The organism is Streptomyces sp. NPDC002328, assembly GCF_042890065.1.
GTDB lineage: Bacteria > Actinomycetota > Actinomycetes > Streptomycetales > Streptomycetaceae > Streptomyces.
Genome location: NZ_JBIARQ010000002.1, coordinates 31,158 through 47,118, shown reverse-complemented (window position 1 = coordinate 47,118; position 15,961 = coordinate 31,158). Strand labels below are relative to the sequence as shown.

The window sequence follows — 15,961 nt, the reverse complement described above, 5'->3', positions numbered from 1 at the left end:
TCAGGGCCGAAGCGGGGGCCTGGGGGCGGCAGCCCCCAGCCGCCATCGGTGGCCGGCACCCGGCCTTACGATGGACCACATGACTGCTTCGCCTGGCCGCCGTGTCCTGCTCGCCGCCCCCCGTGGCTACTGCGCGGGCGTGGACCGCGCCGTGATCGCCGTCGAGAAAGCCCTGGAGCAGTACGGCGCTCCCGTCTACGTCCGCCACGAGATCGTCCACAACAAGTACGTCGTACAGACCCTGGAGAAGAAGGGCGCGATCTTCGTCGAGCAGACGGAGGAGGTCCCTCCGGGCAACATCGTCATGTTCTCCGCGCACGGAGTCGCCCCCGTCGTCCACGAGGAAGCCGAGCGCGGCCGGCTCGCCACCATCGACGCCACCTGCCCCCTGGTCACCAAGGTCCACAAGGAAGCCGTCCGCTTCGCCAACGACGACTACGACATCCTCCTGATCGGGCACGAGGGCCATGAGGAGGTCATCGGCACCTCCGGCGAGGCCCCCGAGCACATCCAGCTGGTCGACGGTCCGGGCGACGTCGCCAAGGTCGAGGTCCGCGACCCCTCCAAGGTGGTCTGGCTCTCCCAGACGACCCTCTCCGTGGACGAGACGATGGAGACGGTCGACGCCCTGAAGAACAAGTTCCCGCAGCTCATCTCCCCGCCCAGCGACGACATCTGCTACGCCACGCAGAACCGTCAGCTCGCGGTGAAGCAGATGGGCGCCCAGGCGGAGCTGGTGATCGTCGTCGGCTCGCGCAACTCCTCCAACTCCAAGCGGCTCGTCGAGGTCGCCAAGCTGGCCGGCTCGCGCGAGTCCTACCTGGTGGACTTCGCGAGCGAGATCGAGGAGGCCTGGCTGGAGGGCGTGACGACGGTGGGCGTCACCTCCGGCGCCTCGGTGCCCGAGGTCCTCGTCGAGGAGGTCCTCGCGTGGCTCGCGGAGCGCGGTTTCGAGGACGTCGAGCTGGTCAAGGCCGCCGACGAGCACATCACCTTCTCGCTGCCGAAGGAACTCCGCCGCGACCTGCGCGAGGAAGCGGCGGCGCTGGTCGCCGAGCGCGGCGGCAGCGGAACGGCGGGAGCGGACTCCCCCAAGCCGACTGAGTGACTGTCAGTCGACCGTCGTAACGTGGAGCCATGCAGATCTTCGGCGTGGACATCGGTGGATCCGGGATCAAGGGCGCCCCGGTGGACCTGGACAGGGGCGACCTGGCGGAGGAGCGCTTCAAGGTGCTCACCCCGCACCCGGCGACGCCCGACGGCGTGGCCGACGGCGTGAAGCAGGTCGTGGAGCACTACGGCTGGACGGGGCCGGTCGGCCTCACCTTCCCCGGCGTGGTCACCGGCGGCTCCCACGTCCGTACGGCGGCCAACGTGGACAAGGGCTGGATCGACACGGACGCGCGTGCCCTGTTCAGCGAGCGGCTGGGCGGCCTGCCGGTGACGGTGGTCAATGACGCGGACGCGGCGGGCGTAGCCGAGATCGCCTTCGGCGCCGGCCGCGACCGCAGCGGCACGGTGATCCTGCTGACGTTCGGCACGGGCATCGGCAGCGCCGTCTTCGTGGACGGCGTCCTCGTCCCGAACACCGAGCTGGGCCACCTCGAACTGCACGGCCACGACGCGGAGAAGCGCGCCTCCAGCAAGGCCAAGGAGGACCACGACCTGACGTGGGAGCACTGGGCCCACCGCGTCCAGAAGTACCTGGCCCACGTGGAGATGCTCTTCTCCCCGGAACTGTTCATCATCGGCGGCGGCGTCAGCCGCAAGTCGGAGAAGTTCCTGCACCACATCGAGGACATCAAGGCGGAGATCGTCCCGGCGCAGCTCCAGAACAACGCGGGAATCGTGGGAGCGGCGATGCACGCGGCGAAGCACGCGTAACCCTCCGGGGGCTGAACGGGCCGACGGGGCCGACGGGGTCGACGGGGTCGAAACGCAAGCCGCACCCCACCCCCGGTCTCAGCCTGCTCCCGCCCCCCCCATTGGCACCTCACCGCCGCCGAAGCTCAACCCGGCGGCGGTGAGCCAAACGCCCCAAGCCGCGGATCAGGGCGACCACCCCCGCCGCGAGCGTCGCGGCGTACAGCCAGGCGACGTGAGTCCCCAAGGCGGTGAAAAGGCTCATCAGCCGCGCCCCGGACCCGTCGCCGCCGTCGGTCTTGGGCAGCAGCCCCAGGGTGAAGGCGATCGGCACGACGACAGGGGCGGCCACCAGCTCCGGCCCGCGCACCCACAGGGCAGTGAGCAGACACACGGGCAGAAACAGCACGCCGTACACGGTCGACGAGCCACCGGCGAGCAGTTCGTCGACCCACCCGAGCAGCAGCGCGAGCGCCCCGCAGAACACGCCGGCCCCGAGCCCGGTGAGACGAGGATTGGGCAGCACCTGGGCCCGAACCGGCGGAACTGGCCGGACCGGCGGCGGGGTGCGGCCCCGCGGGGCGTTCTGCGGCGGACGCGTCCTGTGGTGCTCCATCGGACCAACTTAGGTCGTTTAATGTGCCGAATCGGGAACGGGACACGCCGTGGGACGGACCTTGGCCGTGCGTTCGAGACGCCAGCGGGGCCGGGCCCGGGCACGCCGTAAACTGGTGGATCGGCCAGCCCGCTGGCCCCTGGCCGTCTGGCCCCCTGGCCCTCTGACTACGGGAAGTCGCAACGTGTCGCTCACGATCGGAATCGTCGGTCTGCCGAATGTCGGCAAGTCGACCCTGTTCAACGCCCTGACCAAGAACGACGTGCTCGCGGCCAACTACCCGTTCGCCACGATCGAGCCCAACGTCGGCGTGGTGGGCGTCCCCGACGCCCGCCTGACCAAGCTGGCCGAGATCTTCTCCTCCCAGCGCGTCCTCCCGGCGACCGTCGACTTCGTCGACATCGCCGGCATCGTGCGCGGCGCGAGCGAGGGCGAGGGCCTGGGCAACAAGTTCCTCGCGAACATCCGCGAGTCGGACGCGATCTGCCAGGTCATCCGCGCCTTCAAGGACGAGAACGTCGTGCACGTCGACGGCAAGGTCTCGCCGAAGGACGACATCGAGACGATCAACACCGAGCTGATCCTCGCCGACCTCCAGACGGTCGAGAAGGTCCTGCCGCGCCTCCAGAAGGAGTCGCGGATCAAGAAGGACATCGCGCCGAAGGTGAAGGCCGTCGAGGAGGCGAAGGAGATCCTGGAGAAGGGCGAGACGCTCTTCTCGCACGGCATCGTCCAGGGCACCGAGCGCAACGAGCTCCTGCACGACCTGCACCTCCTCACCACCAAGCCGTTCCTCTACGTCTTCAACGTCGACGAGGACGAACTCGTCGACGAGACGTTCAAGAACGAGCAGCGCGCCCTGGTCGCCCCGGCGGAGGCGATCTTCCTCAACGCCAAGCTGGAGGCGGACCTCGCCGAGCTCGACGAGGAGGACGCCCTGGAACTCCTGGAGTCGGTAGGCGCCGAGGAGCCCGGCCTCGCCACCCTGGCCCGCGTAGGCTTCAACACCCTCGGCCTCCAGACCTACCTCACGGCCGGCCCGAAGGAATCCCGAGCCTGGACCATCAAGAAGGGCGCCACGGCCCCCGAGGCGGCCGGCGTGATCCACACCGACTTCCAAAAGGGCTTCATCAAGGCAGAGGTCATCTCCTTCGACGACCTGGTACAAACCGGCTCAGTCACCGAAGCCCGCGCGAAGGGCAAGGCCCGCATGGAGGGCAAGGAGTACGTGATGCAGGACGGCGACGTCGTGGAATTCCGCTTCAACGTCTGAGCGGATTAAGTGACACCACGTCGCTGACGTGGCAAACATGCAGGTCAGATGGGGTCCACCTCTCTGGAGGCGGGCCCCTAGCCGCCCCGTGCTGGATCAGCTGAGCGACCATCAGTCGTCCCCCTCTCGGACGACACTAGAAGTGGTACGTTATTGAGTACCACTTGATGGGAGGGTTGAAGTCATGTCCATCACCGCGAGTGAAGCCCGCAAGGATCTGTTTCCGTTGATCAAAAAGGTCAACGAGAACCATGAGGCCATCGAGATCGTCTCCAAGCACGGCAACGCGGTGCTTGTCTCGGCCGAGGACTACACGGCGCTGCGCGAGGGCTCCTACCTGCTGCGCTCGCCAGCGAACGCCCGGCGGCTGCTCAAGGCGTACGAGAACGCCCTGTCGCACATCGACGTGTCGGAGCGTGAGCTGATCGATCCCGAGTCACCGGACGCAGGTGCGGGTGCCGCGTGAGGCTCGTCTTCGAGGGTCAGGGCTGGGAGGACTACACGTCCTGGCTCAAGTACGACCGCAAGATGCTCGCCCGGATCAACAAGCTCATCGAAGATGTCAGGCGTGACCCCTTCACGGGCATCGGCAAGCCAGAGCCGCTGAAGTATCACCTGCCTGGGGCCTGGTCGCGACGGATCGACGAAGAGCACCGCCTCGTTTATCTGGTGACGGACAAGGAGATCGTCATCCTCGCTGCCCGGTATCACTACTGATCGGTGAGTGTCCGGTGTGCTGGGACGTCTCTTACATGCTGGGATGGCCTACTTTAAACCTCGGTTCCCGTAGGTGGGATCCCTGCGTTCGACGGGTCAGCTCCGCTGTAGCTGAGTTCCGGTTCAACCTTTCGTGTGGCGAAAAGGGGAGTCGCTGAATGGCCGATGTCACCTTTCTTAGTCAGGCCGAACCAGTTGATGAGTACGGTCGTGCTCTTTACGCAGTATCGCGATCAATTCTGAGGGCCCATTTTGATGAATTATCGCAAGCTGACCTCGAAGACCTCAATTGCGATCGGGTTGAGGTCACGTTTCGACAGCTCGCTAAGCTCGCTCGCCTCCACCGCGACAAGGGATCGCGTGGGGATGGGTTTGAGTGGGCAGTTCACGAGGCGATTGTCGGCGGCGAACCACGCGTTATCGATTGGTCAGCGAAGCGCTCAGGAAGGTGAGTCCTAGGGCATTCGCTGACTTGGACCGACCGACGTCTCTGATGTTCGCGCACGAGCGGGCGCGCCATCTCGGATTCACTGAGGCCGTCGTCAACAATGCGAGTGGTGATGCGGTGTTGTTGCCTGACGGGTCAGGCCGGCCGTTCGCATTTGGATCCTGGGTGCCGATCGCTGCTCGCGGTGTCGCCGCCGAACCTGATCTGCGGGAACGGATCAAGAAGGTATGGAAGACCGACCTTTTCCTGAGTAGTACGGAGAAGGCGCGGTTTGCCGCCGCGACTATCAAGAGTAATTGGCATCAACTCGAAGATGGCAATGGACTCCGAGTGGCGATTGTTCCACAGGCGTTGGACCTTCCGGCGGGATATCAGAGGTGGAATAGTCTCCATCTGATTGCACTGCCCGACCCCGACGGCTTCATGGGATTGTTTTAACGATGCGTATGAGGCAGTTGCTGAAGCGATTCTGACGGTTGGCAGGCATGATCGCGCACCCTATTATTACAAGCCGAGCGCGAAGGCCCAGAAGATCCAGGCGCAACTGGAGAAGTACGGGAAGGTGAAGGTGGTTGATATACTTGACGCCCTAAATGAAGCGGCGCAGCAGAATCTGATTACTGTTGACCGCAAGCTCATGTCGGTGGAAGCTCCGACATGGCTCAATATCAATGAAAAGCGCACGCCCATCATCGCACCGAGGCCGGCGTTTGAGAAGCTCGATTGATCTCGGAGGTGGCAACGGTCTGTCCGGTCGATGGTCTCGAAGCCGATTCTGACCTCATCCAGTGGCGCGTCTGTCTGACCTTTGTTCGCAGGAAGCCGAACCTTAGGCGTCGCGAGAGGTATCCGCCATCTGGGCGTGTGCTCATCTCGAAAGGCGGTCCGGTACTCACTGAGCTCTTTCAGCGGTGCCGCTCCTCGGGCTCTGCGGAAGATTCGCCAGGATTTGAGGCGGGCGATTCCGCGTTCGACGGGTGTGCGGGCCGCGGACAAGGCCCGGTTGGCCGTCTGCTCGATCGGGGTGAGTTCGCCCTGGGGCGGCCGGCGTTTGGGAGTGGTGACCCATTGGCCCGCGCCGGTGTAGGCCATGTGGGCGAGGATGGGGACGCCCTGGCGCTCGCAAATCCTGATGATCTTGTGGGTGCGAGCGGCGGTCAGGTCGTGCGTTCGGCCGGGCAGGGCGGGTGAGAGCCACGGGGTACGACCGGCCAGATCCGTGATGACCTGCACGTTCACGCCGTGTCGTTTGTGCTTCGTCGAGTAGTCCGCGCGCCCGTCGCCGACCCGGTCGCACTCGGCGATGGTGCCGTCCACGAGAACACAGTCGGGGTCTGTCTCGCGCAGGACCGTCAGCAGGCCCGGGCGCCTTGTCGGCCAGGTGCTCGACGACGGTGGTGACGTACGCGTGGGCGGTGCCGACGGAGATACGGGAACCCGCGGCGAGTTGAGCCGGGGAGTCGTGTCGGCGCAGGTACGCGAGAGCGATCACCGCACGCTCGGACGGCCGGAGTTTGCAGCGTCGGTCACCCTCACGGGTGACGATCAGCATCGTCACCCACTCCACCAGCGCGTGCGGCAGGTCGAGTGCGGCAGGATACGGGGCCAACAGGGCACCTGAGCTGGAGAGTTGAGACCTAGACACCTCTCTCAACGGCACGGGAGCCCTGTCCGTTGCCTACGGTCCCGCCGTCTTCCGTGTCGCGGTCGCGGTCGCGTGTGCTGGATGTGCTGGGTGACCTTGCACCGTGCTGGATCGGTGCTGGATGAGGCCTGCGGGAACCGCGTTTCCGCAGGTGGAAGCTCTGAATTGGAGATTCCGCTTCAACGTCTGAGCGGATGATGGTGACACCACGTTCCTGACGTGGCGATTCATGCAGGTCACGCAGGGGCCGGCTCCTCCTGGAGTCGGCCCCTTGCCGTTTGCCGTGTGGGGGGAGCGATCTTCTCCAGGCGCCCGCCCGGCCGCGGGCCGGGTCACACCGCGGCGAGGTTCAAGGTCGCGCCGGTCAGCTGCCGCAGCCTTTCGCGGGTCTCGGCGTCGGTCGAGTACACCACCGTGCCGATCATGCCCCGCGTCAACAGCACCTTGTACGTGTTGCGGATCAGCCGGTCCACGTCCGCGTCCGGAGTTGACTTCTTGAACACCGGGTCCTTGGAGGCCGTGCGGTCGGTGACCCAGCGATCACCGCGCCACACCAGGTCGGGGCCGATGATGACGCCACTCCAGTCGTACTCGAAGCCCTGCGCCGTGTACACGCAGCCCACTTGACCGAAACCGGCCGGATCGGTTGCCCACAGGGCAGCCGGAGGCGCACCCCCGACCGCCCGGTCACCGAAGACGTTCCACGGGCGTTCCCACTCGCCGACGACGACGTCTGCCGGCAGCGCCTGCCCCGGAGGGACCTTCTTCGTCCACTTCCAGCAGTAGCCCGCGGACATGCGCGCGCTGTACTTCTGTGAGCGGAGATCGTCGAGGAACGCCTCCATCTCCTGCGGACTCTCCGCGACCGTGAGCTGCATCTTGTCGTCGGGCTCCCATGCCACAGGGCCACCCGGCTCGAGCCCCAACAGCCGCACCACCCACCGCAGATACGCATCGCTGCCGCCGCACCGGAACTGGCTGTCCAGTGTCACCACCTGGCAGCGAAGCCCCTTCTGCGCGGCGGCCGCCTCGATCTCGGCGACCGTGCCCATCTCGCCGGGCCGAACGACCTGATGTTCGTCCAGCAGAAAGACCGGGACGCGCGCCGCGTCGATGAGCTCCTCGATCTGGGCTTTGCCGGTGCGGTTCGACGCCGGCGTGTAACGGTTGGCCGAGGTCTCCCTCATACGATGAGCCTCATCGCAGATCAGGACATCGAGGCCGTTGCGTTCGGCGGTCATGAAGCTGTTGAAGTACTTGAAGAGATCCCTCACCGCAGGCTTCCGAGCCCCCGCGACCTTCCTCATCGTCGTCGTGAACGAGCTGGAGCCCGTCGCGTGCAGCGCGGTGGTGCCCTGCCGGTACAACTCGCCGAGGAGCGACAGTGCGATGACGCTCTTGCCGGTGCCGGGCCCGCCGGAGACGACCACGACCTCCTTGTGGTCGGACTGCTTGGCGCGGCGGACGGCGTTGAGGACCGTGCGGTACGCGATCCGCTGCTCGTCCAGCAGTACGAACTGCTCGCGCTCACGGACCTCTTGGGCGGCCACTGCCATGAGCTGCTTGGACGGTCCGATCTTCCCGTTGACGAGCTCGTCCGCGGCCGAAGCGCCGGACTCGGCCCCCAGCCTGCTACGCAGGAAGTCGATGAACTCCCCGCGCCGCGCACCGATGAAGAGCTGACCGTGCGCGTCCTGCTCGGCTTCGAACAGCCCGCTGACACCGAACTCGGTGGCATTGTGCAGATACGCGGCCCCGCTGATCCGCTCCGGGTGCCCGGCAAGTGCTCCGTTGAAGGAGATGAGGTACTGGCAGTAGCCCCGCACCTGGTCGACGGGATTGAGCACGGCCCGGGCGTACGCGTCGATGCGGCACAGTGACGGGTCGTCGTCGTCCGGTTCGGCGCTGCTCCACTGCTTCAGCTCCACGACGACGTACGACGGCCGGCCGGTCTCGGGGTGCACCCCGGCGAGCACGGCATCGGCCCGCTTGCTGTTCAGCGGCAGCCCGTACTCCAGGAGCACCTCGACCTGTCCGAGCCCCGCGTCGTTGAGCACGCTCGCGAGTACGGGGATGCTCCGCTCCCACGAGCGGACCTCGGACGGACCGGGCTTGTGACCGTGCACGTGCACGAACTGCTCCGTCAGGCGGAGAAAGAGAGCACCGGAGAGACACTCGGCGGCGACTTCGGTGGCGGAGTCGCGGAACAGCAAGAAATGCCCCCCAGGCAGCACGAAGGAACTCGTGCGGGTGGGGGCATGTCCTCGGTGACTCCGCCAGGCGGAGCGGAAGCCCGGCGGGCCGCAGCTACAACGGGATCAAGGTTACCCGTGCTGCCTGCGGAAGGCAGGTGGCAGCTGTGATCCTTCAGCGGTGAGCTTCGGCTGGGCGCCGTCGTAGTGCTGCATGCCGATGGCGCCGGTGATGAGCCTGCGCAGTTCGTTGTGAGTCGCCGGGTCGACCGCGTAGACGATGGTGCCCACGACACCGCGGGTGAGGAGCACGTGGTAGGCGTTACGGACACATCGGGCGACGATCGCGTCGTCGATCGGGCCGCGGAAGGCGGGATCGCAGGAAGCGGTCCGGTCCACCCTGAACTCCCCGTTGCGGAACAGCAGGTCGGGGCCGATGATGACGCCGTTCCAGTCGTACTCGAAGGTCTGGGCCGTGTAGACGCAGCCGATCTGCCCGATGCCGCGGCGATCGGTCGACCAGAAGTCGGACTTCGGCGCGTTCGGAACGCTGTGCTGCGGCTTCACGTTCCACGGCCGGCGCCACTCGCCGATGTGCACGTCGTCGACGAGTCGATCTCCGTCCGGGTTGCTCCATGGCCAGCAGAAGCCCGCGGTGATGCGCGCCGTGGCTCCCTCGAGGTGGCGTTCCTGGATGAACTGCTCCATCTGCTCGGGGGAATCGGCGACCGTGAGCGTCATCCGTCCGTCCGGTCGCCAGGTGACGGGGTCGGAGGCGTCCAGCCCCATCAACTGCTGGACCCAACGCTGGTACCGCTTGCTGCCGCCCGCCCGGAACGTCCCCTCCAGATCCGTCACTTCGACCAGGCAACCGTTGTCCTCGGCGAGCTCTTTGAGGTAGCCGGCCGAGCCCACCTCGTCGGGGCGGATCGACTGATGGTCGTCGAGCAGGAAGATCGGCACTTTGGCGGCGCGGATCAACTCGGTCGCCTGCGGTCGGTCGTCGTCCCGGAGTTCCGTCGGCGTCCAGCGGTGCGTGGAGCTGCGCCGCATACGGTGTGCCTCGTCGCAGATCAGGACATCGATGCCGTCCGGCGGTGTGTCGGTGAAGCTGTTGAAGTACTGGTAGAGCCTGCGGGCCGCGTTGCGCTTGCTCGACATCTGCCCGTGGCGCGCCGTGCTGAGCATGATCTCGCGCAGAGTCTCCGTGTAGGCGTGGGATCCGCTGGCCAGCACGGCCTCGCGGCCCTTCAGCCCGAGCGCACGCTGTAACTCCAGTGCCACAGCGCTCTTTCCGCTGCCAGGGCCGCCCCGCAGGATGTAGACGCGCTTGCGGACCGGGTCGACGGCAGGGCCGTGAGCGGCTTCGGTGTCGGCGTCGTAGAACAGTCCTACGTCGAAGCCGGTGAGGGGCGCGGTCTTCTCCAGGTGTCGGGTGATCCGGTCGACCGCGACGTACTGCTCGTCGAGGAGCGTGAGGCCGCCGCCGGTGACGGACCGCTGCCGCGCCACATCGGTGACCTTGAGCAGAGGGTCGTGGCGTGCCTGTTCCAGTGCCTGTGCGGCTCTCTTCCCGGACGCGGCGGCGAATCTGGAGGTGAGGACGCGCCGGAAGCGGTCCAGGTCGTCGAGGGTGTAGAGGGAACCGTGGTCGCTCTCGGGCAGTCCGAACAGCGCCTCCACGTCCGCGTCCCGCGCGTTGTGGAGCAGCGCCACGCCCATCAACCGGTCTTCTCCCTCCCGGAGATGGGGAAGGTAGCGCACCATGTACTCGCAGTAGCGCTGGACCTGCCGCACCGGATGCAGCTTGTTCTTCCCGTCGCCGAACCCGAGGTCGACGGCGATCGGACACCGGGGATCGACCGTGGCGTGGCGTACCTGCTTCAGTTCCACCGCGAGGTAGGAGTCGGTTCCCGTGCCGGGAAGCCGGCCGCACAGCACCAGGTCGACCGCGGAGTTCGTGTGCGGCAGGTCGACTTCGACCTGCACCTCCACTTCGTCGAGACCGCAGTCCAGCAGAGCCTTGACCACTACGGGGACGCTGTTGTTCCACGAGGCGACATCGCCCTGAGCGGGCACTCGTCCCTTGATCTCGGAATGCTTGCGGATCAGTTCTTCGGTGATCGGAAGATCAGCCGATCCGGCTCGGGCGACGATGAGTTGACCGAGCTCGGCTGCGGACAGTTGCAGGAGCACGAAGGTTCCCCAGGCACGAAATGACTCGTGCGGGTGGGGGCATGTCCTTCGTGGCTCGGCCGAAGCAGAGCGGAAGCCCGTCGGGCCGCAATGACGACCCGTAGATTAACCCGCGACAGCGGCGGGATGGGGCGGGCCCCGGAGACCCGCCCGCCGCCCGGCTCAGCCGAGGCGGTGCACCACGGCCTGCGCCAGCGCCCACATCAGGTTCGAGCCGAAGCCCGCCGTGATGCCCACCAGGACGTCACGGACCCAGAGGCGGTGCTTGGGCGTGTACTCGACGGCAGCCATAGGAATACGTCCCCTTCGATGATGACCGGTGACGGATGCCGGACGGCTCCCGCCGGGAGCGCACCCTGGGGCTGCGCCACCGAATCGAAAGGGCCTGGGTTTCCGCAGGCCATGTCGCGTAATTCCTCCGGGGAGGACACGCGGTGCTCGCCTACGCTAGCTGACGACCGGGCCTGTCGGCCAAGGAGTTGCCGTTCGGGTCCGGAAGACCTTCAGCCGCATGGATGCCGCGGGGCGTCTGCTCGGTATCGAGGTGCTCGGGGCCAGCCGTGGCTTGCCGGCCGAGTTGTCGGAGCAGGGCTCTTGCACGGGCTGACGGGCCAGCGATGTCGTCAGCGGTGCGATGCCGCTTGTCCGCCGCCTCCGTGAGGAGGGCGAGCAGCGGCCACATGCCCGCCGCCGAGAAGACCGAGCCCCCGACTTCGCCTTGGCGACCCGCATGCCGGTCCCGTTCGTCACACGCTTACCATGCGCCCAGTCGTACGTCAGTTCTGCCCGACCCGTCTGATCCAGGAGCACGGTACTTGTCCATACCCCCGCCCCCCGGGCCCCACCAGCCCCAGGACGACCCGTACCGGCCTCCGCAGGACCAGGCCCCGCAGGCCCCGCAGGGGCCGACCCCTCAAGGGCTCGCCCCCTACCCCCAAGGATCGACCCCCTACCCCCACTACCCCGGCTCTCCCCAACCCCCTTACGGCGCACCCCCGTACGCCGCCTGGGGGCAGGGCTACGTGCCCTTCAATCGGCCCGCGCCCGTCAACGGGATCGCCATCGCCGCTCTCGTCCTCGGTGTGCTGTGTTTTCTGCCGGCCGTGGGGCTGGTCCTCGGGATCATCGCGCTGGTGCAGATCAAGAAGCGGGGCGAGCGCGGCAAGGGGATGGCGATCGGGGGCGCGGTGCTCTCCTCGCTCGGGCTCGCGCTGTGGATCCTGGCGCTGGCCACGGGTGGCGGGTCCGTCTGGGAGGGGATCAAGGACGGCGCGGCCGGCAACAGCAGCCTCTCGCTCGTCGAGGGCGACTGCTTCGACGTGCCGGGCGAGTCCTTCGACAAGAACGTCTACGACGTCGACAAGGTGCCATGCGCCGGCGAGCACCAGGGCGAGGTGTTCGGCGTCGTCCAGCTGACGGGCGACGACTTCCCGGGCGACAGCAGCGTCAACGAAGAGGCCAAGGACAAGTGCTGGCCGCTTCACGAGAGTTACGTGATGGACCCGTGGGCCCTGACCGACGAGGTCGACCTGTACTACCTCACGCCCACGCGTGAGAGCTGGAAGTACGGCGACCGCGAGATCACCTGCGTCTTCGGCCACACCGACGAGAAGAGCCCCCTCACCGGCTCGCTGCGCGCCGACGAGACCACCCTCGACTCCGGTCAACTGGCCTTCCTGAAGGCGATGGCCGCCATCGACCTGGCGCTCGCCGAGGAGCCCGACGACCTCGCCGAGGACGACCTGGAGGGCAACCAGGCCTGGTCCGCCGACATGGCCGACGTCGTCGGCGAGCAGGCGCTGGCGCTGCGCGGGCACGCCTGGTCCGCCGAGGCGCGGAAGCCGCTGGCCGACCTCGCGGCCGACCTCCAGAAGTCCGGCAAGCAATGGACCGCGGCGGCGGACGCCTCCGACGTCGACGCCTTCTACGAGCACTACGACAACGCCTACTCCTACGTCGACGGCGAGAGCACCGTCACCGCGCGCGAGGCTCTGGGCCTGGCCACCACCCCGCCCGTGTACGGCGAGGGCGACGGCGGCGAGAGCGGTGACGCGGGCGGCGGCGGTCTCGATGTGTGATCACGTCCATAGTGGGGAGAAAGTGCCTGCGTAAAGCCCCCACCCGGAAGAAGTCATCACATCGGGTGATTCTCTGGCCTTTGCTTGCATGGTGGAACCCACGGTTGCCAGGCTGTTGCTGTCTGTGCAACCTGATGGGAGTGGCCAGTGACATTCGGTGAGCAGCCGGCCTACCTGCGCGTCGCAGGTGATCTCCGTAAGAAGATCGTCGACGGCTCGCTGCCCCCGCACACCCGGCTGCCCTCGCAGGCGAGAATCCGCGAGGAGTACGGCGTCTCCGACACCGTGGCGCTGGAGGCGCGCAAGGTGCTGATGGCGGAGGGGCTGGTGGAGGGCCGCTCCGGGTCGGGCACGTACGTGCGTGAGCGGCCCGTCCCGCGCCGGATCTCCCGCTCCGGGTACCGTCCGGCGACCGGCGCGACGCCCTTCCGGCAGGAGCAGGCCGAGGGGCACGCGCGCGGGACCTGGGAGTCCAGCAGCGAGCAGATCGAGGTCGGTCGGGCGGTCGCCGAGCGGCTGGGCATCCAGCCGGGCGAGCGCGTGATGCGCACCAAGTACGTCTTCCGGGAGGCCGGCGAGGCGATGATGCTCTCCACCTCCTGGGAGCCCCTCGCCGTCACCGGCCGTACGCCGGTCATGCTGCCCGAGGAGGGTCCGCTCGGCGGCATGGGCGTCGTCGAGCGCATGCGCGCGATCGACGTCATCGTCGACAACGTCGCCGAGGAGGTCGGGGCCCGTCCCGGTCTCGCCGAGGAGCTCCTCGCCCTGGGCGGTGTGCCGGGGCATGTCGTGCTCGTCGTCCAGCGCACCTACTACGCCTCGGGGCGGCCCGTGGAGACGGCGGACGTGGTGATCCCGGCGGACCGGTACCGGGTCGCGTACCACCTGCCGGTGAGGTAGCGGAGGGGGCGGCCGGCGGTTCGAGGGAGGGGAAGCCGGTCGGTGTCGGGAGGGGGCGGCGCGGGGGGTGGCGGCGGTGCGATAGCGCACGGCTGTGAGGCGGCGCACACCCTTCCGGCAGTTGCCCCCGGAAAGGGCCCTTCCCGCGGGGGCTCGCGGGCCGTCGTAATCCGGTCGTTTCCCATCGTTACCGCAGGTCGCCCCTGGGGTGACCGGCAGCGCGCCGACCGGAGGCATCGCGTCGCGCGCACGGCGCGTTCGGTCTCGTGCGCCCCCTGTGTCTTGGCTGGTTGCGTACCTGTTTGTGAAAAGCCGTGTTCGCTGCGTAAAGGTTAGGCGTACGCTCAGGCATATGCGGATTGCGGTTTCCTCAGAGGGCGGGGCGCGAAGTGGGCCGCGGACGGGATCGGAGCGGGCCGGCGCGAGAAGGAGGCGTGGGGCGTGATGAACGACAGCACCATCTCTCTGCCCTGGCTCGTCATACGTCAGGACGACAACGGCAATCGCTATCGCGTCGGGCGATACGCGACGCGCGCGGAGGCCCAGAAGATCGCGGACAGCCTGGACGGCCGCGGACACAAGCAGCTCTACTGGGTCGAACGCATCGGCCAGAACGGAGACGCCGCCCGAGCGTGACGCTCCGCGGGGAAGGGGTGTGACGCCCTGCCGGGGTGGGAGTGCGGCTCCGCCGGGGAGGGGAGTGCGGCTCCGTCGCGGGCGGGAGTGCGGCTCTGCCGGGGACGGGAGTCGGGCTCCGGCTGGGGACGGCACTGGGGCTCCGTCGGGGCGAGCGTGGCGCGATGCGCCGGGAACGGCCCTGCCGCGGGTGTCCCGTAGGCTCCGGCGCATGACCCAAGCGATTGTGGTCGTCGGAGCCGCCCTGCTCGACGGCGACCGGCTGCTCGCCGCGCGCCGCAGCGCGCCCCCCGAACTCGCCGGGCGCTGGGAGCTGCCCGGCGGCAAGGTCGAACCCGGCGAGCGGCCCGAGGACGCCCTCGTGCGCGAACTGCGCGAGGAACTCGGCGTGGAGGCGGAGGTGGTGGAGCGCGTCCCGGGGGAGTGGCCCCTGAAGTCCCCGTACGTCCTGCACGTCTGGACCGCCCGCCTGCGCCCCGGTTCCCCCGCCCCCGCCGCCCTCCAGGACCACGACGCCCTGCGCTGGCTCACCCCCGACGAGCTCTGGCACGTCGACTGGCTCGACCAGGACGTCCCGGCGGTACGGGAGACGGCGAACCGCCTGGGGTCGGGGGCGCACCCGGGGATCGGCTGACCCCCGCCGCACCCCGACGGAGCCGCCGCCGCACCTTGACGGAGCTGCCGCCCTGCCCCCGACGGAGTCGCCGTCGCATCCCGACCGACCCACCATCGCAACCCGACGGAGCCCCGGTGCGCCGCCTCGACGGAGTCACTGCTGCACCCCGACGGGTTCACCGTGCGCCACCCCGACGGAGTCACCGTGCCCCGCCCCGACGGCGTCACCAGGCCCCACCCCGACGGAGTCACCGTGCCCCGCCCCGTGAGGTAAGCCCTCCGGGATATCGGGTATGGGCCCATTAACCCCACGAAACCGGACATGGGGTGGTTGTACCTCGCTGGGCCTGGGAAGTGATCGGCGTGATCGACACCGGAGGCGAGCGCGCCGAGTGGACCTTTCCCGCCGACCCCGGAGCGGTGCGCACGGCCCGTGGAGCCGTCCGTGGGCAGCTGCGGGGCTGGGGCCTCGACAACCTCGGCGATCTCACCGCCCTGCTGGTCAGCGAGCTGGTCACCAACGCGCTGCGGCACGCCACCGGCCCCATCGGCGTCTGCCTCATCCGCCCGGACGGCCTGGACGGCGTCCTGCTGGTGGAGGTCTCCGACCCGCTGCCCGACCCGCCGCGCGAACGCGAGCCCGAGCCCGAGGACGAGGGCGGCCGCGGACTCCAGCTGGTCGCCTCCTCCTCGCGCCGCTGGGGGACCCGGCCCGGGGGCACGGGCAAGACGGTGTGGTTCGAACTGGCGGTGCCCGGTTGAGCCGGAACCCCACGGCTCCG

15 protein-coding genes and 1 pseudogene are annotated in these 15,961 nt (G+C 68.1%); 11 read left to right on the top strand and 5 right to left on the bottom strand.

Annotation, left to right across the window (positions count from 1 at the left end; all coding sequences use genetic code 11):
* Window positions 1-70 precede the first annotated feature (70 nt).
* A complete protein-coding gene (locus ACFYX4_RS06575) occupies window positions 71-1,108 on the top strand; it encodes a 4-hydroxy-3-methylbut-2-enyl diphosphate reductase (RefSeq protein ID WP_389326952.1) in 1,038 nt (345 codons plus the stop codon).
* A gap of 29 nt (window positions 1,109-1,137) precedes the next feature.
* Window positions 1,138-1,884 (top strand): polyphosphate--glucose phosphotransferase, encoded by a 747-nt coding sequence (gene ppgK, locus ACFYX4_RS06570; RefSeq protein WP_389326949.1) that lies wholly within the window; start codon window positions 1,138-1,140, stop codon window positions 1,882-1,884.
* A 109-nt stretch (window positions 1,885-1,993) separates the two neighbouring features.
* Here ppgK and ACFYX4_RS06565 read toward each other — a convergent pair whose 3' ends face one another.
* Window positions 1,994-2,479: a DUF6542 domain-containing protein gene (locus ACFYX4_RS06565; protein ID WP_389326946.1), complete on the bottom strand. Its 486-nt coding sequence runs from the start codon at window positions 2,477-2,479 to the stop codon at window positions 1,994-1,996.
* Window positions 2,480-2,663: 184 nt separating this feature from the next.
* Here ACFYX4_RS06565 and ychF point away from each other — a divergent pair, with 184 nt between their 5' ends.
* The 4 genes from ychF (at window position 2,664) to ACFYX4_RS06545 (ending at window position 5,355) form a co-directional block, all read left to right on the top strand.
* Window positions 2,664-3,752 (top strand): redox-regulated ATPase YchF, encoded by a 1,089-nt coding sequence (gene ychF, locus ACFYX4_RS06560; RefSeq protein WP_389326943.1) that lies wholly within the window; start codon window positions 2,664-2,666, stop codon window positions 3,750-3,752.
* Between the two features lie 184 nt (window positions 3,753-3,936).
* On the top strand, window positions 3,937-4,218 hold the full coding sequence (locus ACFYX4_RS06555) for a type II toxin-antitoxin system Phd/YefM family antitoxin (RefSeq protein ID WP_389326939.1): 282 nt from the start codon (window positions 3,937-3,939) through the stop codon (window positions 4,216-4,218).
* Window positions 4,215-4,469 carry a Txe/YoeB family addiction module toxin gene (locus ACFYX4_RS06550; protein ID WP_389326936.1) on the top strand — a complete coding sequence of 85 codons (255 nt, stop codon included), beginning with the start codon at window positions 4,215-4,217 and terminating at the stop codon, window positions 4,467-4,469. Before ACFYX4_RS06555 ends, ACFYX4_RS06550 begins: the two co-directional genes overlap by 4 nt.
* A 493-nt stretch (window positions 4,470-4,962) precedes the next feature.
* On the top strand, window positions 4,963-5,355 hold the full coding sequence (locus ACFYX4_RS06545) for a hypothetical protein (RefSeq protein ID WP_389326933.1): 393 nt from the start codon (window positions 4,963-4,965) through the stop codon (window positions 5,353-5,355).
* A 483-nt stretch (window positions 5,356-5,838) separates the two neighbouring features.
* On the opposite strand, the pseudogene ACFYX4_RS06540 reads toward ACFYX4_RS06545, so the two are convergent.
* The 4 genes and pseudogenes from ACFYX4_RS06540 to ACFYX4_RS06525 form a co-directional block, all read right to left on the bottom strand.
* Window positions 5,839-6,526, bottom strand: a pseudogene (locus tag ACFYX4_RS06540) (transposase family protein); the annotation flags it as partial.
* A gap of 368 nt (window positions 6,527-6,894) precedes the next feature.
* A complete protein-coding gene (locus tag ACFYX4_RS06535) occupies window positions 6,895-8,775 on the bottom strand; it encodes a DNA/RNA helicase domain-containing protein (protein WP_389326929.1) in 1,881 nt (626 codons plus the stop codon).
* 111 nt (window positions 8,776-8,886) lie between these two features.
* A complete protein-coding gene (locus ACFYX4_RS06530; protein WP_389326925.1) occupies window positions 8,887-10,950 on the bottom strand; it encodes a DNA/RNA helicase domain-containing protein in 2,064 nt (687 codons plus the stop codon).
* 162 nt (window positions 10,951-11,112) lie between these two features.
* Complete coding sequence (locus ACFYX4_RS06525; protein ID WP_389326922.1) at window positions 11,113-11,241, bottom strand: DUF6408 family protein; 129 nt, start codon at window positions 11,239-11,241, stop codon at window positions 11,113-11,115.
* Window positions 11,242-11,765: 524 nt separating this feature from the next.
* Here ACFYX4_RS06525 and ACFYX4_RS06520 point away from each other — a divergent pair.
* From ACFYX4_RS06520 to ACFYX4_RS06500, 5 genes are all read left to right on the top strand, one after another.
* A complete protein-coding gene (locus ACFYX4_RS06520) occupies window positions 11,766-13,028 on the top strand; it encodes a DUF4190 domain-containing protein (protein WP_389326919.1) in 1,263 nt (420 codons plus the stop codon).
* A 147-nt stretch (window positions 13,029-13,175) separates the two neighbouring features.
* Entirely contained in the window at window positions 13,176-13,928 is a 753-nt protein-coding gene (locus ACFYX4_RS06515) for a GntR family transcriptional regulator (protein ID WP_389326916.1), read from the top strand.
* 444 nt (window positions 13,929-14,372) lie between these two features.
* Window positions 14,373-14,564, top strand: coding sequence for an SPOR domain-containing protein (locus ACFYX4_RS06510; protein WP_389326913.1), 192 nt, complete (start codon window positions 14,373-14,375; stop codon window positions 14,562-14,564).
* 211 nt (window positions 14,565-14,775) lie between these two features.
* Complete coding sequence (locus ACFYX4_RS06505; RefSeq protein ID WP_389326910.1) at window positions 14,776-15,198, top strand: (deoxy)nucleoside triphosphate pyrophosphohydrolase; 423 nt, start codon at window positions 14,776-14,778, stop codon at window positions 15,196-15,198.
* A gap of 335 nt (window positions 15,199-15,533) precedes the next feature.
* Window positions 15,534-15,941: an ATP-binding protein gene (locus ACFYX4_RS06500; RefSeq protein WP_389328596.1), complete on the top strand. Its 408-nt coding sequence runs from the start codon at window positions 15,534-15,536 to the stop codon at window positions 15,939-15,941.
* The last annotated feature ends 20 nt before the right edge of the window (window positions 15,942-15,961 follow it).

Coding starts and splice junctions, on each gene's coding strand:
- ACFYX4_RS06575 (WP_389326952.1), top strand. CDS start 71: ATGGACCACATGACTGCTTCGCCTGGCCGCCGTGTCCTGCTCGCCGCC.
- ppgK (WP_389326949.1), top strand. CDS start 1,138: ATGCAGATCTTCGGCGTGGACATCGGTGGATCCGGGATCAAGGGCGCC.
- ACFYX4_RS06565 (WP_389326946.1), bottom strand. CDS start 2,479: ATGGAGCACCACAGGACGCGTCCGCCGCAGAACGCCCCGCGGGGCCGC.
- ACFYX4_RS06555 (WP_389326939.1), top strand. CDS start 3,937: ATGTCCATCACCGCGAGTGAAGCCCGCAAGGATCTGTTTCCGTTGATC.
- ACFYX4_RS06545 (WP_389326933.1), top strand. CDS start 4,963: ATGTTCGCGCACGAGCGGGCGCGCCATCTCGGATTCACTGAGGCCGTC.
- ACFYX4_RS06525 (WP_389326922.1), bottom strand. CDS start 11,241: ATGGCTGCCGTCGAGTACACGCCCAAGCACCGCCTCTGGGTCCGTGAC.
- ACFYX4_RS06510 (WP_389326913.1), top strand. CDS start 14,373: ATGAACGACAGCACCATCTCTCTGCCCTGGCTCGTCATACGTCAGGAC.
- ACFYX4_RS06505 (WP_389326910.1), top strand. CDS start 14,776: ATGACCCAAGCGATTGTGGTCGTCGGAGCCGCCCTGCTCGACGGCGAC.